Here is a 16,862-nt window from a genome sequence, read left to right as displayed (position 1 = left end):
ATGAGCGCGATGACCGACGCCCTGCGCGCCGAGCGGGTCAAGTTCACCACCCTGCCCTCGCAGTGGGCGGCTCCGCTGGTCGCCCTGGCGCTGACCGTCGGCGTCACGGCGGCCGTCAACGCCGCCTACGGGACGAAGGACCACACGCCCGGCGAGGACCCGGCCGGCGGGATCTTCTACGGCCTGCTCTTCGGCCACGTCGCGGTGGCCTGCTTCGGCATCCTGCTGATCGGCCAGGAGTTCAACACCCGCATGATCGGCACCTCGCTGACCGCCGTCCCGCGCCGCGGCCGGCTGTACGGCGCCAAGCTCGCGCTCGGCGCCGGGCTGGGCCTGCTGCTCGGGCTGGCCTCGACGGCGGGCTCGTTCCTGGCCGCCGGCTCCACCGTCGGACTGGACCTCGCCACCCCGGGCCTGGCCCGCAGCTTCCTGGCCGGTGTGCTGTACCACCCGATGATGGTGCTGCTCTGCCTCGGACTGACGGCGATGCTGGGCAACTTCAGCGCCGCACTCGGCCTGCTGACCCCGATGGTGTTCCTGGGCACCACCTGGCTGGCCGCCATCCCCGGCGTCCGCGAGCTCGGGCAGTTCCTGCCCGACCGGGCCGGGCTGTACGCGACGCGGACCCTGCCCGAACCGGGCGTCCACTACGGCCACTGGGCCGGGCTGCTCATCATGGCGCTCTGGACGGCCCTGGCGGTCTACGGCGGTTGGCGGGCGCTGGGGCGGTACGAGCACAGCTGACGGCGCCAGCAGGCCGACGGCCGGGCGGGCCCCCGGGAGAGGACCAGGCCGAGGGCCTGTCGTCGAACTCCCGCAGGCGGGAGTTCGAAGACAGGCCCTCACCAGGTCACCCGGCCCCGTTCCCGTCGGCCCGCGAGAGCGGACAGTAGCGCGTGCCTCCCTCGGCCGCGACGGTCGGCCCGGGGGCGATCTCGGTGAAGCCCGCGTCGTGGACCACCGGCAGCCCGCTGCGGACGAGCTCCGCCCACGCCTCCGGCGAGGCCGTCCGGACCGCGAGCGGGAATCCGGCCCCGGCCCACTCCTTGCGCTGCGCCTCGTCCAGCCGCCACCAGGCGAGCTGCGCGGCGTGCCCGGTCTGCGCCATGGTCTTGCCCGCGCTCATCTCCAGTTCGGGATTGAGCCACAGCACCGGCAGCCCCGGCTCGGGCGCTCCGGGCTCGACCGTCTCCTCCAGTTCCGTCCCGGACACCTGGAGCTTGGCCAGCTCCTTCGGCCAGCCGTCCAGCGGGACCGGCGGGAACACCCGCACCTCGGCCTCCCGCCCGTGCACCGTGATGCCGGGCAGCTCGCCGACCCGGCGCCACTCCCCGCCCCGGGCCCGCCGGACCACCTTGCGGATCCGGGCGTCCTCCCAGGCCGTGACCCGCTGGGCCCACTCGCCGTCCGGCTCGGTCACCCGCGGGTCGGCCAGCAGGGTGAGCACCGCCCGCGCCGAGGTCTCCAGCGCGTCCGTCCGGCTCGGCGGGGTCGCCCGCTCCATTCGGACGACCAGCGGCAGCACGTACTGCGGCCGCTCGTCGCGGTCGTCCCCGGGCGCCGGAGCGGCTTCGACGGCTTCCGCGACGGCGGCGGGAGTCGCGGACGCCGGAGCCGCGGGAGCGGGCGTCGAGTCCTCGGGCGCGGGCGTCGGGGCCACGGAGGTTGCAGCGTCGGAAGTCGGAGCGTCGGAAATCGGGGCGGCGGAGGTCGGGGCGTCGGCAGGAGAGGTCACCCGTCCAGGATGCCAGCCCCGTCCCGACCGGCTCCGCCCGCCCCGTCCGCCTCGGCACCCACCCGGGCGCCGGCCGGGACCGGCGCCGGAGCGCTCACCGCAACCGCTGCCGCAGCTCGTCCACCGCCGCCCGGATGCCCGCGGTGTGCGCGTCCTCGGGCAGTGCGTCCAGGCTGCGCACGGCCTGTTCGAGCTGTTCGCGGGCGAGGGCCGGCTCACCGAGCTTGAGGAGGTCCGAGGCCAGGTTGAGGTGCAGCGAGGGGTAGAAGGCGCGCACCTGGAGCGCCGACTCGTACGTCCGGGCGCGATCGGCGTCGAGCGAGTCGGCGGCGGCCAGGGCCCGCCGGTCCCACTCCAGCTCGGCCCGCGGGTCGTCCTGGAGGTCGGCCAGGTAGTGGGCGACGACGCAGCGGTGGAAGACGTCCCGCTCCCCGAGCGCCTCCCAGAGCGCCTCGAAGCCGGCCCGGGCCTCGGCCGTCCGACCGTGCTGCGCCGCCCGCACCCCGTCCAGGCCGAGCGCGATCCGGGCCAGCGCCGACTCGTCCTCTCCGCCTGACACCCCGCGCGGAGAGCCGGCCGACGCCCCGCGCGACCCCTCGGGCCGCTCGGGCCCCTCGGCGGACATGTCACGCGTACCGCGCACATCGGACATGACCGCAGCCTAGCCGCCCGGCCTCCCCGCCGCCCGGCCGGTCGACCACCGGCTCGGCCGACCGGCCTTCCGGCGCCGAAACGCCCCGTCAGCGCCGGTAGCCGCGCTGCGGGTCCCGCTCCTCCGCGTCCTCGTACATCAGGAACCAGCCCTCCGGGTGGGTGGCCGCCAGCAGCGCCTCCGTGCGCTGCTCCGCCCCCAGCTCCGGATCGCCGTCGTCCGGCCCGTAGACCCCGAAGAGCTCGTCGTGGCAGCCGTCCCAGTCGTAGTCGTACAGGTCGGCCGGGAGGTCCCCCATCATGTCCGCCACCGACTCGGGCTGCGCCCCGAGCAGCGCCCGGGCGTCCACCAGGGCCATCCGCAGCGCGACCTCCTCGGCCAGGCAGCGCGGCAGCGGCCACTCGCCGAGCGCGAGGTCGTCGGCGAGGTCGTCGAAGGCCCGGGCCATCGCACGGCGCCAGCCCCGGTGCAGCCGCCAGGTGCGCTGGGGCAGCCGGGAGAAGACCGTCCAGTCCGCGTCCTCGCCGTCCGCGACGGGCTCGTCCCCGTGCTCGTCGAAGTCGTCGTACGCGGCGTCGGCCAAGCCGATCAGCTGGGCGTGGAGGAGGCAGGCGGTGCGCGGGGTGAGCCTCCAGTCCGCACCCGCGCCGCCGTCCTCCTCGTCGCCTTCCAGCGGGAACAGGTCGGCGAAGTCCGGTGTGAAGTCCTCCGTGACGCTGATCTCCAGCGTGCCGCCGACCGCTTCGACGCCGGGGACGGCGGCCACCAGCCGGTCCGGGTGCAGCAGCGCGCCGAGCGCCGCGTTGGCGTCCTCGGCGACTTCGCGCAGCAGTTCGCGGCGCTGGCCGGCCGGGTCGATGCCCTCGAAGTCCAGTTCCTCGACGGCCCTGATCGCGGCCGCACGCAGGGCCGGCCAGTCGGTGATCCGCAGGCCCAGCACCACTGTCGCCTCGACCTCCTGCGCACCGGATTCCTCCGCCGCGCCGGGCCCCTGTGGATGATCGCTTCGCTCGCCCATGGGGCTAACGGTACGGCCTTTCGGGCCCCCGATCACCGGTCCGGACCAGCTTCCGGGAGCCTTCTCGGCCACCGCCCCGCCGTGTCTCTGTCACCCGGACGCAGGAACTTGGCAGGATGGGCCCCATGGCAGACATCAACGAGTACGGCGGCGGGCAGGGCCCGAACGCCGACGTCCTGGTCGTGACCACCAACGACGTCCCCGGTTTCCGGGTCGACCACACGATCGGCGAGGTCTTCGGGCTCACTGTCCGCAGCCGCCACATCGGCAGCCAGATCGGTGCCGGGCTGAAGTCGCTGATCGGCGGCGAGCTGCGCGGCCTGACGAAGACCCTGGTCGAGAGCCGCAACGAGGCGATGCAGCGGCTGATCGAGCAGACCAAGGCGCGCGGCGGCAACGCCGTCCTGATGATGCGCTTCGACGTCACGGAGGCGGCCGACGTCGGCACCGAGGTCTGCGCCTACGGCACCGCCGCGGTCATCTCGCCGATCTCCTGACGCTCCTGCCCGCCGCCCGCAGGCCGGGGACCGGCGGGAAGACCCGCCCGACCCCGGATGTTTCACCAGTGTGACTGTTTACGGTGCAACGAAGAGCATTCCGGGCCGGGTGGACGTCCTGGTGGTGGGCGCCGGGCAGGCCGGCCTGTCCGCGGCCTACCACCTGCGCCGCCGCGGCTTCGCCCCCTACCGGGCGGGCGTCGACGGCGGCTTCGTCGTCCTCGACGCCAACGCCGCCCCCGGCGGCGCCTGGGCGCACCGCTCGCCGTCCCTGCGGATGGCCACCGTGCACGGCGTCCACGACCTCCCCGACGCCGAGCTCCCGCCGCCGGCCCCCGACGCGCCCGCGCGCGAGGTGGTGCCGGAGTACTTCGCGGCGTACGAGGCCCAGCACGCGCTCCCGGTCGTACGCCCGGTCGTGGTGCGCTCCGTCCGCGCCGAGTCCGGGCGCCCCGACTCCCGGCTGCTGGTCGAGACGGACCGCGGCACCTGGTCCACCCGCGCGCTGGTCAACGCCACCGGCACCTGGACCCGCCCCTTCCTGCCGCACTACCCGGGCCGCTTCACCGGCCGCCAGCTGCACTACGCCGAGTACCGCGGCCCCGAGGAGTTCACGGGCAAGCGGGTCCTGGTGGTGGGCGGCGGCGCGTCGGCGGTCCAGGTGCTGTCGGAGGTGGCCGCGGTCGGCGAGACGGTGTGGGTGACCCGGTCCGAGCCCGTCTACCACGACGGCCCGTTCACCCCCGAGTACGGGCGCGCGGTGGTCGCCAAGGTCGAGGAGCGGGTCCGCCAGGGCCTGCCCTCGCTCAGCGTGGTGAGCGTGACCGGGCTCGGCCCGTCCGTCGCCTACCGGCGCGCCGAGGAGCTGGGGGCCCTGCACCGTCGACCGATGTTCGACCGCCTGACCGAGCACGGCGTCGCCTGGGGCGACGAGGAGCTGGCGGTGGACGCGATCGTCTGGGCGACCGGCTTCCGCCCCGAGGTCGGACACCTCGCTCCGCTCGGCCTGCGCTCCCCCGGCGGCGGCATCGCGCTCACCGGAACCCGCGCCACCCTCGACCCGCGCGTCCACCTGGTCGGCTACGGACCGTCCGCCAGCACCGTCGGCGCCAACCGGGCCGGCCGCGCGGCCGTCAACGACCTGGTCGGGCTGCTCGGGGACCCGCGGTCGGGGAGCCCCCTGCCCGGGGCCCGGTCGGAGAGCCCCGTGGCCGCAGCCCCGGCCACGGCGCCCGCCGCCGTCTGACGCTCAGCGGTCGTAGTCGACCGTCACCCGGTCGGTGAGCGGGCGGGCCTGGCAGGTGAGGACGTAGCCGGCCGCCAGCTCCTTCTCCTCCAGCGCGAAGTTGCGGCGCATCTCCACCTCGCCCTCGGTGACCAGGGCGCGGCAGGTGCCGCACACCCCGCCCTTGCAGGCGAACGGCAGGTCGGGGCGCGAGCGCTGGGCACCGTCCAGGATCGAGCGGTCGCGCGGGAGGCGGAGGGTGCTGCCGCGGCCGTCGAGGACGACGGTGACCTCGCTCTGCGCCTGGGATCCGGTGCCGGACGGGGTGTCCGAGCGGTCCCAGTCCTCGTCGCGCTCGGGGAGCGGCTCGTCCTCGGCGTGGAAGAGCTCCTGGTGCACCCGCCCGCCCGGCACGCCCAGCTCGGCGAGCAGCTCCTTCGCCGCCACGACCATGCCGAACGGGCCGCACAGCCACCAGTGGCCGACGCTCCCGACGTCCACCAGCGCCGCCAGCAGCGCGCGGACCCGCTCCCGGTCCAGCCGCCCGCTGAGCAGCTCGGCGTCCCTGGTCTCCCGGGAGAGCACGTGGACCAGCTGGAAGCGGTCGAGGTAGCGGTCCTTCAGGTCGGCCAGCTCGTCGGCGAACATCACGGTGTCGCTGCGCCGGTTGCCGTAGAGCAGGGTGACGGTGGAGGTGCGGTCGGCCGCCAGCACCGAGCCGGCGATCGACAGCATCGGGGTGATCCCGGAACCGGCCGCGAGCAGCACGTGGTCGGCCGGGACGCCGAGCTCGGGGGTGAACAGGCCGGACGGCGTCAGCACCTCCACCTCCTCGCCCTCCGTCGCCTCGCGCACCAGCCAGCGCGAGAACAGCCCGCCGGGCACCTCGCGGACGGCGATCCGCAGCGGCCCGCCGACCGGGGCGCAGATCGAGTAGGAGCGGCGCTCGTCGGCTCCGTCCACCAGCCTGCGCAGGGTCAGGGTCTGCCCGGGCCGGAACGCGTACTCCTGCGCCAGCCCGTCCGGCACCGCGAAGGTCACCGCGACGGCGTCCTCGCAGAGCCGCTCGATCCGGCCGATCCGCAGCGCGTGGAAGCTCGGACGGCGGGCCGGGCCGGCAGCGGCGCGCGAAGCGGCGGAAGCGGCGGAAGCGGCGGGGGACGCGGCGGCGGCACGGGACGCGGCAGAGGAAGCAGCGGGGGACGCGGCGGCAGGGGAAGCAGCAGAGGCGGCGGGCATTCAGATCTCCTTGACGCGTTCGAACGGCTCGCGGCAGGCCCGGCAGCGCCAGAGCGCCTTGCAGGCGGTGGAACCGAAGCGGGACAGCTCCTCGGTGTCGCTGCCGCCGCAGTGCGGGCAGGGCACGGGCGGCGCGGCCCCGGTGCGGGTCCGGCCGAGGGTCAGTGCCACCGGTCCGGCCGGTCCGCCCGCGGCGGCGGTTGGGCGGGGCGGGGCGATGCCCGCCTCGGCGAGCTTGCGGCGGCCCTCGGCGGTGATCAGGTCGGTGGACCACGGCGGGTCCAGCCGCAGCCGCACCCGGACGTCCGGGTACCCGGCCGCGCGCAGCCGGCGGTCCACGTCGGCGGCCATCTCGGCGACGGCGGGGCACCCGGAGTAGGTCGGGGTCAGCCAGGCGGTCACCGTACCGCTGTCCGCGTCCACCCCGACCTCGGACAGGACGCCCAGGTCGGCCAGGGTGAGCATGGGCAGCTCAGGGTCCGGGACGGCCGCGGCGACCGCCCACGCCGCGGCGCGGGTCGAACCGGAGGGCGCCGCCCCACGCGTCACCACGTCGCCCCCGGGTGGGCACGGGCCACCACCTGCAACTCGGCGAGCAGCGGGCCGAGCGCCTCGGTGTGCACGCCGTCCCGACCGGCCCGGCCGAGGACGGTGGCCAGCGGCGGGACGTCCGGCACGGTCAACCCGGCCTCGGCGAGGACGGCGGTCAGCGAGCGCAGCACCGGCCCGCGCAGGCCCGCCGGGTCGACCCCGACCCTCAGCTCCACCGGGTGCGCCGTGAACAGCTCCTCCAGCAGCGGCCACACCGCGTCGATCCCGGCCTGCATCCGCTCCGCGGAGTACGGCGTGCCGTCGCCCAGGCGCAGCGTCCAGGCCGTGGCGTACTCCTGGTGGTACGCCAGCTCCTTGACCCCCCGGGCGGCGACCGCCGCCAGCACCGGGTCCGGGTGCGCGCTGAGCGCCTCGTACAGGGCGGCGCGCGCGGTGGAGAACAGCAGCAGGCGGGCGATCGAGTACGCGAAGTCGCCGTTCGGCGTCTCCACCAGGCGGACGTTGCGGAACTCGTGCTCCTCGCGCCAGTACGCCAGGTCGTCCTCGGTGCGGCCGGTGCCGTCCGCCTGACCGGCCCGGGTGAGCAGCAGGCGGGCCTGGCCGAGCAGGTCGAGGCCCAGGTTGGCGAGCGCCACCTCCTCCTCCAGCTCGGGCGCCCGGGTGCACCACTCGATCAGCCGCTGCGCGAGGACCAGGGCGTCGTCGCCCAGCATCTGGCAGTAGGCGGCGAGGTCGGCGCCGTCCAGCCCGGCGGGCAGGTCGGTGTCCACGCCGAGCAGCGGGTCGGCGAAGCCCGTCCCGTACGCCCAGCGGCCCTCGCCCTCGGGGCCGGGGGCGGCGTCGGCGAGGCTCAGGTAGACGTGGTCGTCCTGGCCGCGGCCGGTGGTGGCGGTGGTGTGGTCGTGCACGGTGGCTCCCCCGTCAGATGTGCGGGACATCCTCGGGGATGTCGTAGAAGGTCGGGTGGCGGTAGACCTTGTCGCCGCTGGGCTCGAAGAACGGGTCGCGCTCGTCCGGGGTGGAGGCGGTGATCGCGTCCGAGCGGACCACCCAGAGGCTCACGCCCTCGTTGCGCCGGGTGTACAGGTCACGGGCGGCGAGCAGGGCCATCCGGTCGTCGGCGGCGTGCAGCGAGCCGACGTGGACGTGGTTCAGCCCGCGCCGCGGGCGCACGAACACCTCGTACAGCGGCCAGCCGGCCTTGGAACCGGTTGGGGAGCCCACCTGGGGGTCGGTCACTTTCCGTTCTCCTGTTCGCTCGCTTCGCTCACTTCGTGGCTTCGGTGGCTTCGGTGGCTTCGGTGTCGTCGGTCGCCTCGGCGGCCTCGGCCGCGCGCTTGGCCGCGCGCTTGGCCGCGTAGGCGACGGCCGCCTCGCGTACCCAGGCACCGTCCTCGTGGGCGGCGCGGCGGCGCTCGATCCGCTGGGCGTTGCAGGGGCCCTGGCCGTGGATGACCCTGGTCAGCTCGGACCAGTCCGGCTCGCCGAAGTCCCAGCCGCCGCGCTCCTCGTTCCAGCGCAGCTCCGGGTCCGGGAGGGTGACGCCCAGGTGCTCGGCCTGCGGGACGGTCATGTCGACGAAGCGCCGGCGCAGTTCGTCGTTGCTGTGCCGCTTGATCCGCCAGGCCATCGAGCGGGCGGTGTTCGGCGAGTCGGCGTCCGAGGGGCCGAACATCATCAGCGAGGGCCACCACCAGCGGTCCACCGCGTCCTGGACCATCCGGCGCTGGGCCTCGGTGCCGCGCATCAGCGTCATCAGCAGCTCGTAGCCCTGGCGCTGGTGGAAGGACTCCTCCTTGCAGATCCGCACCATCGCACGGGCGTAGGGGCCGTAGCTGCACCGGCAGAGCGGGACCTGGTTGCAGATCGCGGCGCCGTCCACCAGCCAGCCGATCACGCCGACGTCGGCGAAGGTGAGGGTCGGGTAGTTGAAGATCGAGGAGTACTTCTGGCGGCCGGAGATCAGCTTCTCGGTGAGTTCGGCGCGGTCGACACCGAGGGTCTCGGCGGCGGCGTAGAGGTAGAGGCCGTGGCCGGCCTCGTCCTGCGCCTTGGCGAGCAGGATGGCCTTGCGGCGCAGGGACGGGGCCCGGGTCAGCCAGTTGCCCTCGGGCTGCATGCCGATGATCTCGGAGTGGGCGTGCTGGGCGATCTGGCGGATCAGGGTGGCCCGGTACGCGTCGGGCATCCAGTCCCTGGGCTCGATCCGCTGCTCGGCGCCGACGACCGCCTCGAACCGGTCCTCCGGCGTCTGCGCGGGGGCTGCCTCGGCCACCTCTGCTGTCACCACGGTCCCCTCTCGCCATCCCCAACCGACTGACCGTTCGGTCGGTACCATTCTGCGTGGCGGGGCGGAGGGATGGCAAGGTGCGCACGCAACAGATAACAGCTGACAGATTTCAGAATCTGTCAGCTGTTATCTGTCGGCTGCACTCTGTTCGCTGTTCTCTGTTCGCTGTTCCCTGTTCTCTGTTCGCTCTCCTCGGCTACCTGTCCCCTGTTGCTTGTTGCTGTCCGCGGCCGCCGGCCGTCAGCGGCTCACCGCCGGCTCACCCCTCCGCGCGGTCGCGCAGGCGCGGCAGAGGCACGGCGAGCAGCCCCGCCAGCAGGGCGATCCGTGGCGCGATCTGGTCGATCCGGATGTGCTCGTGCCGGGCATGGGCCCCGGCACCCACCGCGCCGAAGCCGTCCAGGGTCGGGAGCCCGCGCGAGCCCGGCAGGTTGGTGTCCCCCGCCCCGCCCGCCGGAGCGCCGTCCAGTTGCTGCCCGAGCACCGCGGCCAGCGAACGCACGTGCCGCAGCAGCGGGTTGCCGGTCCGCTCGGGCCAGGCCGGACGGCTGGACAGCACCTCCGTACGGACCCGGGCGCCCGGACGCAGCGCGGTGAGCCGGGCGAGGTGGTCGAGCGTGCGGCGCTGCGCCTCGACGGTGGCGAAGCGCAGCCCCAGCTCGGCCTCGGCCCGGCCGGCGACCACGTTGGCGCGCGAACCACCACTGATCCGCCCGGCGTTGAGCTCCGTTCCGGGCTGGCCCGCGAGGCCGCGCACCAGCACGAGCTGGTCGACCAGTTCATCGACCGCGGACACTCCGTCATGGGCGTCGTTGCCCGCGTGCGCCTCACGGCCGGTCACGGTGAGCCGTACCCGGGTACTGCCGCGCCGGGCGGTCTTCAGCCGACCGTCGGGGTGCGGCGGTTCGAGCCCCAGCACGGCGGCGGCGCCGCGCAGCTGGCGCTCGACCAGGCGCCGCCCGTCCGGGCTGCCCACCTCCTCGTCCGAGACCACGACCAGCCGGACCGTCCGGTGCGGACGCTCACCGAGGTCCGCGAGCAGTGACAACGCCCCCTCCAGGATGGCGAGTCCGCCCTTCATGTCGACCACCCCGGGGCCGGTGAGCCGGCCGTCCTGTTCGGTCACCGGCCACTCCGCGAGGGTGCCGACCGGCCAGACGGTGTCGTGGTGCCCGACGATCAGCAGATGCGGCAGGGACTCGTCCCGGCCCTCCCACTCCAGCACGAGGTGGTCTCCGGCCGGCCCGGGCTCACGCCGGGCGGTGGCGCCGGTGGCGCGGAAGCCCGCCGCCAACTCCTCGGCAAGGGCGTCGAGTCGGGCAGCGTCACCGCTGGGTGACTCGATCCGCGCCAGGTCGGCGCAGCGATGCCGGACGGCTCCGGCGAGGGTACGGGCCCGGGCGCTGAGGGCCTGCGGCACACCGGGCAGCGCCGTGGTGACGACGGGAGCTCCGGGCGAGACGGTGGCGGCCGTGCCCGTCGTCGGCTTCGCCCCCACGGTCTTCGTCCCAGCGGTCTTCGCCACAGTGGTCTTCGCCACGGCGGCCTTCGCCCCTGCGGTGACGGCACCCGCCGTACCGGCCCCCGCGGCCTTCGCGACGACGGGTGCGGTGAGGGCGGACTTCGTGAGGCCGGACTTGGCGGCCGTGGCGGCTGTGGCGGTCGTGGTCCTGGCTGCTGCGGTCTTGGTTGCTGCGGTCTTGGCGACGGCTGCCTTGACCGCGGCGGTCTTCGCGGCACTGGACGCGGCCGCGGCGGCCTGGAGCGGAGCGGCGGGAACCGTAGCGGGCGGAGCCGCAGCGGCAGTTGCCGTGCCCACCGGGGCGACGGCGGAGGTGGCGGCAGAGGCCGCGGCGGAGGGGTCGGCGGCGGTGCCGGGGCCGGCGATGGTCCCGGGAGCGGGGGCCATGGCGGCACCCGAAGCGGCAAGCGCCCCGCCGTCGGCGGCGGCCGGAACGGTGGCCGGCGTCGGGTCCGGCTCCGCGGCGGCGCCCGGTACGGCGGGCGACCCGACGGTCTGCGGACTCAACGCTCGCCTCCGCGGCCGCCGCCGGTATACAGCGGCCGTACCGGCCGACCGATCCCGCCCGGGCACCAGGCCCGGCCGGAGCGCACCGGCCGGCCGGGCCGACGGGCGGCTCCCCCGATCGGCCCGTCTGGCCCAAGTACGGTGGAACGGTTGGGCGGCGTGCTTGGCATGTGCGTCCTCCTCGCTCGATCCGGTGGCCCCGGTCCGCCCGGAGCCCCGTGGACGGCGGCCTCCTGGCGGCGGGCGCAGTGGCCGGACCGTCGCAGGGAAGCCGAGATGTGAGCCTAGAAGAACCGTTCGGTTTCCTGCGAGGTGGCCCTGCTCCCAGCGTGCCGCTACCGGGCCCCGCTTCGGACATCGCCCGGCCGCGTTCGGCGCGGGCGCTCGGCGTGCGGGCCTGGATCGGCGCGCGGACGCGGTCGCCGGATCGCGCCCATCTCCACCATGGACCCGCCGCACCGGTTCGGCAGCGCAAACGGCCAAGGCACGGCATTTCCACGCCGGATGGGTGACAGCGGCTCAGCATGCGGTACGAACCGGGGGCACACGGCGGCTCAGGGAAGCCCGCTCCGACGCCCGCCCCGAATCCCGGGCGACATCCGGGGAACGCCTGCGTGAACACCGGTCGCTGCCGTGCCCCGATGTGCTCCACCGAGCCCTGCCGTGCCTCAGCTGCTCCCCCGGGGGCTCGCCGGAACGGCACCGGGGCGGAGTGGACGGCGCCCGAGCGCGAGCGTACGCGGACGTGCGCGGGCGCACCGGGCGCACGCGCGGCCCCCTTCGACCGTTCTCGTCCGTCCGCCCTCAGCCGCCGTCGCCCACCAGCCCGGCATCCCGTGCGAGCAACGCCGCCTGGACGCGGTTGCCGACTCCGAGCCCGGTCAGGATCCGGCTGACGTGCGCCTTGACGGTGCTCTCGCGCATTCCGAGCACGCCGGCGATCTCGGCGTTGGAGAGCCCGTCGGCGAGTTCGCGCAGGACGTCCGTCTCCCGCGGGGTGAGCCCGGCGACCCGGCCGCGGGCGGCCACCGCCCGTGGCGCTCCGACCCGGTGGTAGCGGTCGATCAGCCGCCGCGCCGCCGCCGGGTGCAGCATCCCCTGGCCGCCCGCGACGACGTGGACGGCCCGGGCGATCTCCGCGGGCGGGGTGTCCTTCAGCAGGAAGCCGTCCGCCCCGGCCGCGAGCGCCTGGTACACGTACTCGTCCAGGTCGAAGGTGGTGAGGGCGATGACCCGGGGACCGTCGGGCAGTTCGCGCAGCCGCCGGGTGGCGGCGATCCCGTCGAGCCGGGGCATCCGGATGTCCATCAGCGCGACGTCGATCCGTCGGCCGGCGGCCAGCTCGACGGCCTGCAACCCGTCGGCGGCCTCCGCGACCACGGTGAGCGCCGGGTCCTGCGCCAGGAGGTCGACCAGGCCGAGACGGACCAGCGCGTCGTCGTCGACCACCATGGTTCGGATCATGCGGCGTCCTCCGGGTGTGGCTCCGGCTTCGGTTCCCTGTCCATGTGCTCCGCCCGCTCTCTGTGCCCGGCGCGCTTCACCGGCATCGGCCCTACCGGCTCTACCGGCTCTACCGGCCGCTTCGGCTGGACCGGACTCCCCGGCCCTTGCACCCCGTGCGCCTCTCGCGCCTCTCGCTTCGATGGTCGCGCCGGTCCGTCACCACCGGCGGGGGCCGGGGCGGGCGCCGCTCTCGGCGGGCGGTCGGGCGCGGGCAACCGGGCGGCGAGGCGGAAGCCGCCGCCACCGTCCGGACCGGCGTCGAGGTGGCCGCCGAGGGCGTCGACCCGTTCGGCCAGCCCCACCAGCCCGTACCCGCCGCCGGTCGCCGGCTCGACCGGCGACGCCCGGCCCGGACCGTTGCGCACCTCGACCGTCGTCGCCGGTGCCCCGTAGCCGACCCGGACGGTGACGGGGGCCGCGTGCGCGTACTTGCGGGCGTTGGTCAGCGCCTCCTGGACCAGCCGGTGCACCGCCAGCCGGTGAGTGGTCGGGACCGTCTCCGGATCTCCGGAGAGGGTGAGTTCGACCTGCTGACCGGCCTGGGTCGCCTCACCGACGAGCTCGGTGAGGTCGCGCAGGGCGGGCGCCGCGACACGCCCGCCCTCGGCGGCCCCTGGAGCACCGTCCTGCGGGGCAGGAGCGGCCGGTGGGTCGGCGCGCAGCGCTCCCAGGACGTCGCGCAGGTCGTCGAGCGATCGGGCCGCGGTGGTGCGCAGCAGTTCGAGGCGGTGCGTCAGCCGGTCCTGGTCCGCGGCGACGGTGCCGGCCCTGGCCTGGTCGCGCAGCACCCCGGCGTGCAGGACCAGGAGGCTGAGCCGGTGGGCGAGCACGTCGTGCATCTCCCGGGCGATCCGGGCGCGTTCGGCGGCCCGGGCCTGTTCGGCGCGCAGCTCCCGCTCCCGCCGCAGCGCGGCGACCTGCTCGTGCAGGGTGCGGATCAGCACCCGTCTGCCGTGCAGCCACAGGCCGACCGCCAGGATGGCCGCCTGGACCAGGAGTTGGGAGCCGGTCGTGCCGGCCCACCCCACCAGCGAGTCCGCGCCCGTCGCGCTGGTGACCGCGATGACCGTGCCGCCCACCATCGCCTGGCCGGGCCGGCCGAGGTAGGCGAGGTGGAAGATGCTGAACAGACCGGGGAAGGCCCGGTTCAACAGCCCGCCCGTGAGGACCGGCAGCACGGCCGAGGCGACCGGGTAGCGGCGGGCGAAGAGCAGCGAGAGCGCGGCGAGCGCGGCGACGACCGCGCGCGGCAGGCGCAGCGGGCCGTCGGACCGCACCCACTGGATCACGGCCTCCTCGACGGCCAGGCCGAGGACGCCGAGCAGCAGCAACGTGTCCGTCCCCGCCCGGTGGTCCGGCCCGTACCATCCGAGCACACTCCTGCGCACGGCACTCCTCCTTCCTCTCCCTCGCTCCGGAGGCCCTTCGAAAGCGCTCCGGACGAAGCCCCCGGGAACGCTGCGGAAGCCCTCCGCACGTTCGCGCTTCCGCACGCCCGGCCTCGGGGACGTCGGGCTCGATGCTAGGGGCGCCCGGCCGCCGGACGCCCCTGTCTTCCGGCTAACCGCACCCTCGACTTTCGTCAGGGGTCGGCGCCGCTGACCGGCCGATCCGCTGCGACCGCGCCCTGCCTAGCGTCGACGGCATGACCACAGACCGGTTCCTCGACCGCCCGAACTCCCCTTCTCCCCCGTACGGTTCGCCCGCCGGCGGGGACCACCTGCTGTTCCTCTCGGAGGCGCTGCGCACCTTCCACGACACCGGCGCGCTGGCCCCGAGCGGGCCGGCGCTGGTGAACGCGCTGGTGGTGCCGGTCACCAGCCGTCCGAACCGACCGATCTCGGTGCTGGAGGTCGGCGCCGGTACGGGCGTGGTGACCCGTCGGCTGGCCCAAGTGCTGCGCCCCGGGGACCGGTTGCACGTCGTCGAGGCCAACCCGCGGTTCGCCGAACGGCTGCGGGAGGACCCGGTCCTGGCCGCGCGGCACCCCGGGGTCGGCCTGCGGCTGTCGGCCTGCCGGGTCGAGGAGCTGCCGGAGTGCCGCCCGCCGGCGCCGGAAGGGGACGGGGCCGAGGGCCGTGCCCAGCGGTACGACGTGATCGTGTCCGGGCTGCCGTTCACCAACTTCGAGCCCGCCCAGGTGCGCGACCTCCTCGACCTCTACCTGCGGCTCCTGGTGCCCGGCGGCGAGCTGACGTACTTCGGGTACCTCGGCACGACGACCGCGCGCACCCTCACCTCGGGCCCGCGCCGGGGCGCCCGCCACCGGGCGGTGGTCCGACTGCTGCGGCGGTTCGAGGAAGCGTACGGGCTGGGCCGGCGCACGGTGTGGCGCAATGTGCCGCCCGCCCGCGCCCACCTGCTCCGGGCACCGGGCGGGCGCGAGACCTGGTCGCCGGCCGCGACCCCGGCGGACGGAAGCCCCGCGGACGGGAACGAGACGGCGGACGGAAGCCCGGCGGCCGGGAACGAGACTGCGGCCGGACCAGCGGGCGGGCCCGCCCGGGCCGCCCGATGATGGACCGGGGCCGGCCCCGGCTCCGACTCTCCGGCAGTGAGGAGCCGCGATGACCCTCTCGGTACGTGACGTGGAAGCCCGGAACCGCTTCGAGGCCTGGGAGGACGACGAGTCGGCGGGCTTCGCCGAGTACCTGCGCATGGACCAGTTGGTGGTCTACCCGCACACCGTGGTCGAGCCCGCCTTCGAGGGCCGGGGCATCGGCAGCGCGCTGGCCCGCGCGGCCCTGGACGACGCCCGGGCCCGCGGCCTGTCCGTGCTGGCCACCTGCCCCTTCATCAAGGGCTGGATGCTCCGACACCCCGAGTACGCCGACCTGGCGTACGAGAACCGCGGCGGCGTCTCCGATTGACGGGCCGGCCCGCGGGCCGACGCAGCCGTCCGAACAGATGACAATCGACAGATTTCAACTTTCAGATAACAGACGACAGCGAACAGATTTTGAAATCTGTTCGCTGTCGTGCCATAGTGGCACTCGGGTCCCCCTGCCCCGTACCTCCCGGCACCGCACCCCTCCCCTGGAGCACCCGTGTCCACGTACACCCGCCCCGCCCAGCGCACCCTCGGCACCACCGGCCCGGTCACCTCGGCTCTCGGCCTCGGCTGCATGGGCATGTCCGACCTGTACGGCCCGGCCGACGAGGCCGAGAGCATCGCCACCATCCACGCCGCACTCGACGCCGGGGTCACCCTCCTCGACACCGGCGACTTCTACGGCATGGGCCACAACGAGCTGCTGATCCACGAGGCCCTGCGCGGCCGCGACCGCGAGAACGTGCAGATCAGCGTGAAGTTCGGCGCCCAGCGCGGCCCGGACGGCCAGTGGCTCGGCTTCGACGCGAGCCCCGCCGCCACCCGGACCGCGCTCTCCTACACCCTGCGCCGCCTGGGCACCGACCACGTCGACGTCTACCGCCCGGCCCGGCTGGACCCGAACGTCCCGATCGAGGAGACCGTCGGCACCATCGCCGACCTGGTGAAGGCCGGCTACGTCCGCCACATCGGACTCTCCGAGGTCGGCGCCGACACCCTGCGCCGGGCCGCAGCCGTCCACCCCATCAGCGACGTCCAGTTCGAGTACTCGCTCCTGTCCCGCTCGATCGAGACCGCCGTCCTGCCCGCCGCCCGCGAGCTCGGCATCGGCGTCACCGCGTACGGCGTGCTCTCCCGCGGCCTGCTCAGCGGCCACTGGGACCGGGGCCGCGCCCTCACCGGCACCGACTTCCGCAGCCACAGCCCGCGCTTCCAGGGCGAGAACCTGGACCACAACCTGGCGCTGGTCGAGGCCCTGCGCGAGATCGCCGCCGCCCGGGGCGCGACCGTCGCCCAGGTCGCCATCGCCTGGGTGGCCTCCCGCGGCCAGGACGTCGTCCCGCTGGTGGGCGCCCGCCGCCGGGACCGGCTGACCGAGGCCCTCGGCGTGCTGGACCTCACGCTGACCGCGGCCGACCTCGCCGCCATCGAGGCCGCCGTCCCCGCCGGCTCCGCCGCCGGCGACCGGTACGCTGCCGCACAGATGGCCCACCTGGACAGCGAGCGCTGACCGCACCACCCCGATCGCCGACCGCGCCGCCGACCGCACCCCGGTGCCGTCGCCGCAC

Annotated in this window: 17 protein-coding genes; 6 read left to right on the top strand and 11 right to left on the bottom strand. The window is 75.1% G+C overall.

The features are described 5' to 3' along the window. Positions 1 to 744 carry a hypothetical protein gene (locus tag ACH5AR_RS01310; protein WP_396299283.1) on the top strand — a complete coding sequence of 248 codons (744 nt, stop codon included), beginning with the start codon at positions 1 to 3 and terminating at the stop codon, positions 742 to 744. 106 nt (positions 745 to 850) lie between these two features. Here the strand turns inward: ACH5AR_RS01310 and ACH5AR_RS01305 are convergent, their stop codons facing one another. The 3 genes from ACH5AR_RS01305 to ACH5AR_RS01295 all read right to left on the bottom strand — a co-directional run bounded on the left by ACH5AR_RS01305 (position 851) and on the right by ACH5AR_RS01295 (position 3,405). Further along, positions 851 to 1,660 (bottom strand): peptidyl-tRNA hydrolase, encoded by an 810-nt coding sequence (locus ACH5AR_RS01305; RefSeq protein WP_396299282.1) that lies wholly within the window; start codon positions 1,658 to 1,660, stop codon positions 851 to 853. Between the two features lie 169 nt (positions 1,661 to 1,829). Beyond that, positions 1,830 to 2,387 carry a hypothetical protein gene (locus tag ACH5AR_RS01300; protein ID WP_396299281.1) on the bottom strand — a complete coding sequence of 186 codons (558 nt, stop codon included), beginning with the start codon at positions 2,385 to 2,387 and terminating at the stop codon, positions 1,830 to 1,832. An 88-nt stretch (positions 2,388 to 2,475) separates the two neighbouring features. Beyond that, the gene (locus tag ACH5AR_RS01295; RefSeq protein ID WP_396299280.1) at positions 2,476 to 3,405 is read right to left on the bottom strand and encodes a hypothetical protein; all 930 of its coding nucleotides are present in this window, start codon (positions 3,403 to 3,405) and stop codon (positions 2,476 to 2,478) included. 125 nt (positions 3,406 to 3,530) lie between these two features. Here ACH5AR_RS01295 and ACH5AR_RS01290 point away from each other — a divergent pair, with 125 nt between their 5' ends. Together ACH5AR_RS01290 and ACH5AR_RS01285 are read left to right on the top strand one after the other, a co-directional pair. Beyond that, on the top strand, positions 3,531 to 3,902 hold the full coding sequence (locus ACH5AR_RS01290) for a YbjQ family protein (RefSeq protein ID WP_396299279.1): 372 nt from the start codon (positions 3,531 to 3,533) through the stop codon (positions 3,900 to 3,902). Positions 3,903 to 4,011: 109 nt separating this feature from the next. Continuing rightward, a complete protein-coding gene (locus ACH5AR_RS01285) occupies positions 4,012 to 5,148 on the top strand; it encodes an NAD(P)-binding domain-containing protein (protein ID WP_396299278.1) in 1,137 nt (378 codons plus the stop codon). A 3-nt stretch (positions 5,149 to 5,151) separates the two neighbouring features. Here ACH5AR_RS01285 and paaE read toward each other — a convergent pair whose 3' ends face one another. The 8 genes from paaE to ACH5AR_RS01245 form a co-directional block, all read right to left on the bottom strand. Then, positions 5,152 to 6,366: a 1,2-phenylacetyl-CoA epoxidase subunit PaaE gene (paaE, locus tag ACH5AR_RS01280; RefSeq protein WP_396299277.1), complete on the bottom strand. Its 1,215-nt coding sequence runs from the start codon at positions 6,364 to 6,366 to the stop codon at positions 5,152 to 5,154. Then, a complete protein-coding gene (gene paaD / locus ACH5AR_RS01275) occupies positions 6,367 to 6,918 on the bottom strand; it encodes a 1,2-phenylacetyl-CoA epoxidase subunit PaaD (protein WP_396299276.1) in 552 nt (183 codons plus the stop codon). Further along, positions 6,912 to 7,826: a 1,2-phenylacetyl-CoA epoxidase subunit PaaC gene (gene paaC, locus ACH5AR_RS01270; RefSeq protein ID WP_396299275.1), complete on the bottom strand. Its 915-nt coding sequence runs from the start codon at positions 7,824 to 7,826 to the stop codon at positions 6,912 to 6,914. The genes paaD and paaC overlap by 7 nt, the downstream gene beginning before the upstream one ends. A gap of 13 nt (positions 7,827 to 7,839) precedes the next feature. Beyond that, positions 7,840 to 8,157, bottom strand: a complete 318-nt coding sequence (gene paaB, locus ACH5AR_RS01265; RefSeq protein WP_396299274.1) for a 1,2-phenylacetyl-CoA epoxidase subunit PaaB — start codon at positions 8,155 to 8,157, stop codon at positions 7,840 to 7,842. Between the two features lie 28 nt (positions 8,158 to 8,185). Further along, positions 8,186 to 9,256 (bottom strand): 1,2-phenylacetyl-CoA epoxidase subunit PaaA, encoded by a 1,071-nt coding sequence (gene paaA, locus ACH5AR_RS01260; RefSeq protein WP_396299273.1) that lies wholly within the window; start codon positions 9,254 to 9,256, stop codon positions 8,186 to 8,188. A 211-nt stretch (positions 9,257 to 9,467) separates the two neighbouring features. Then, positions 9,468 to 11,237: a M20 family metallopeptidase gene (locus tag ACH5AR_RS01255; RefSeq protein WP_396299272.1), complete on the bottom strand. Its 1,770-nt coding sequence runs from the start codon at positions 11,235 to 11,237 to the stop codon at positions 9,468 to 9,470. Positions 11,238 to 12,041: 804 nt separating this feature from the next. Then, the gene (locus tag ACH5AR_RS01250) at positions 12,042 to 12,701 is read right to left on the bottom strand and encodes a response regulator (RefSeq protein WP_396299271.1); all 660 of its coding nucleotides are present in this window, start codon (positions 12,699 to 12,701) and stop codon (positions 12,042 to 12,044) included. Further along, a complete protein-coding gene (locus ACH5AR_RS01245; protein WP_396299270.1) occupies positions 12,698 to 14,119 on the bottom strand; it encodes a sensor histidine kinase in 1,422 nt (473 codons plus the stop codon). Before ACH5AR_RS01245 ends, ACH5AR_RS01250 begins: the two co-directional genes overlap by 4 nt. Positions 14,120 to 14,388: 269 nt before the next feature. Between ACH5AR_RS01245 and ACH5AR_RS01240 the strand changes: the two genes are divergently transcribed. The 3 genes from ACH5AR_RS01240 to ACH5AR_RS01230 all read left to right on the top strand — a co-directional run bounded on the left by ACH5AR_RS01240 (position 14,389) and on the right by ACH5AR_RS01230 (position 16,804). Then, positions 14,389 to 15,261 (top strand): class I SAM-dependent methyltransferase, encoded by an 873-nt coding sequence (locus ACH5AR_RS01240; RefSeq protein ID WP_396299269.1) that lies wholly within the window; start codon positions 14,389 to 14,391, stop codon positions 15,259 to 15,261. A 49-nt stretch (positions 15,262 to 15,310) separates the two neighbouring features. Continuing rightward, positions 15,311 to 15,613, top strand: a complete 303-nt coding sequence (locus ACH5AR_RS01235) for a GNAT family N-acetyltransferase (protein WP_396299268.1) — start codon at positions 15,311 to 15,313, stop codon at positions 15,611 to 15,613. A gap of 255 nt (positions 15,614 to 15,868) precedes the next feature. Further along, the gene (locus ACH5AR_RS01230; protein WP_396299523.1) at positions 15,869 to 16,804 is read left to right on the top strand and encodes an aldo/keto reductase; all 936 of its coding nucleotides are present in this window, start codon (positions 15,869 to 15,871) and stop codon (positions 16,802 to 16,804) included. The last annotated feature ends 58 nt before the right edge of the window (positions 16,805 to 16,862 follow it).

Source organism: Kitasatospora sp. NPDC018619, from assembly GCF_044391605.1.
Classification (GTDB): Bacteria; Actinomycetota; Actinomycetes; order Streptomycetales; family Streptomycetaceae; genus Kitasatospora.
Note: the sequence above shows the minus strand (reverse complement) of the source record. Positions and strands in the feature narration are given on the sequence as shown.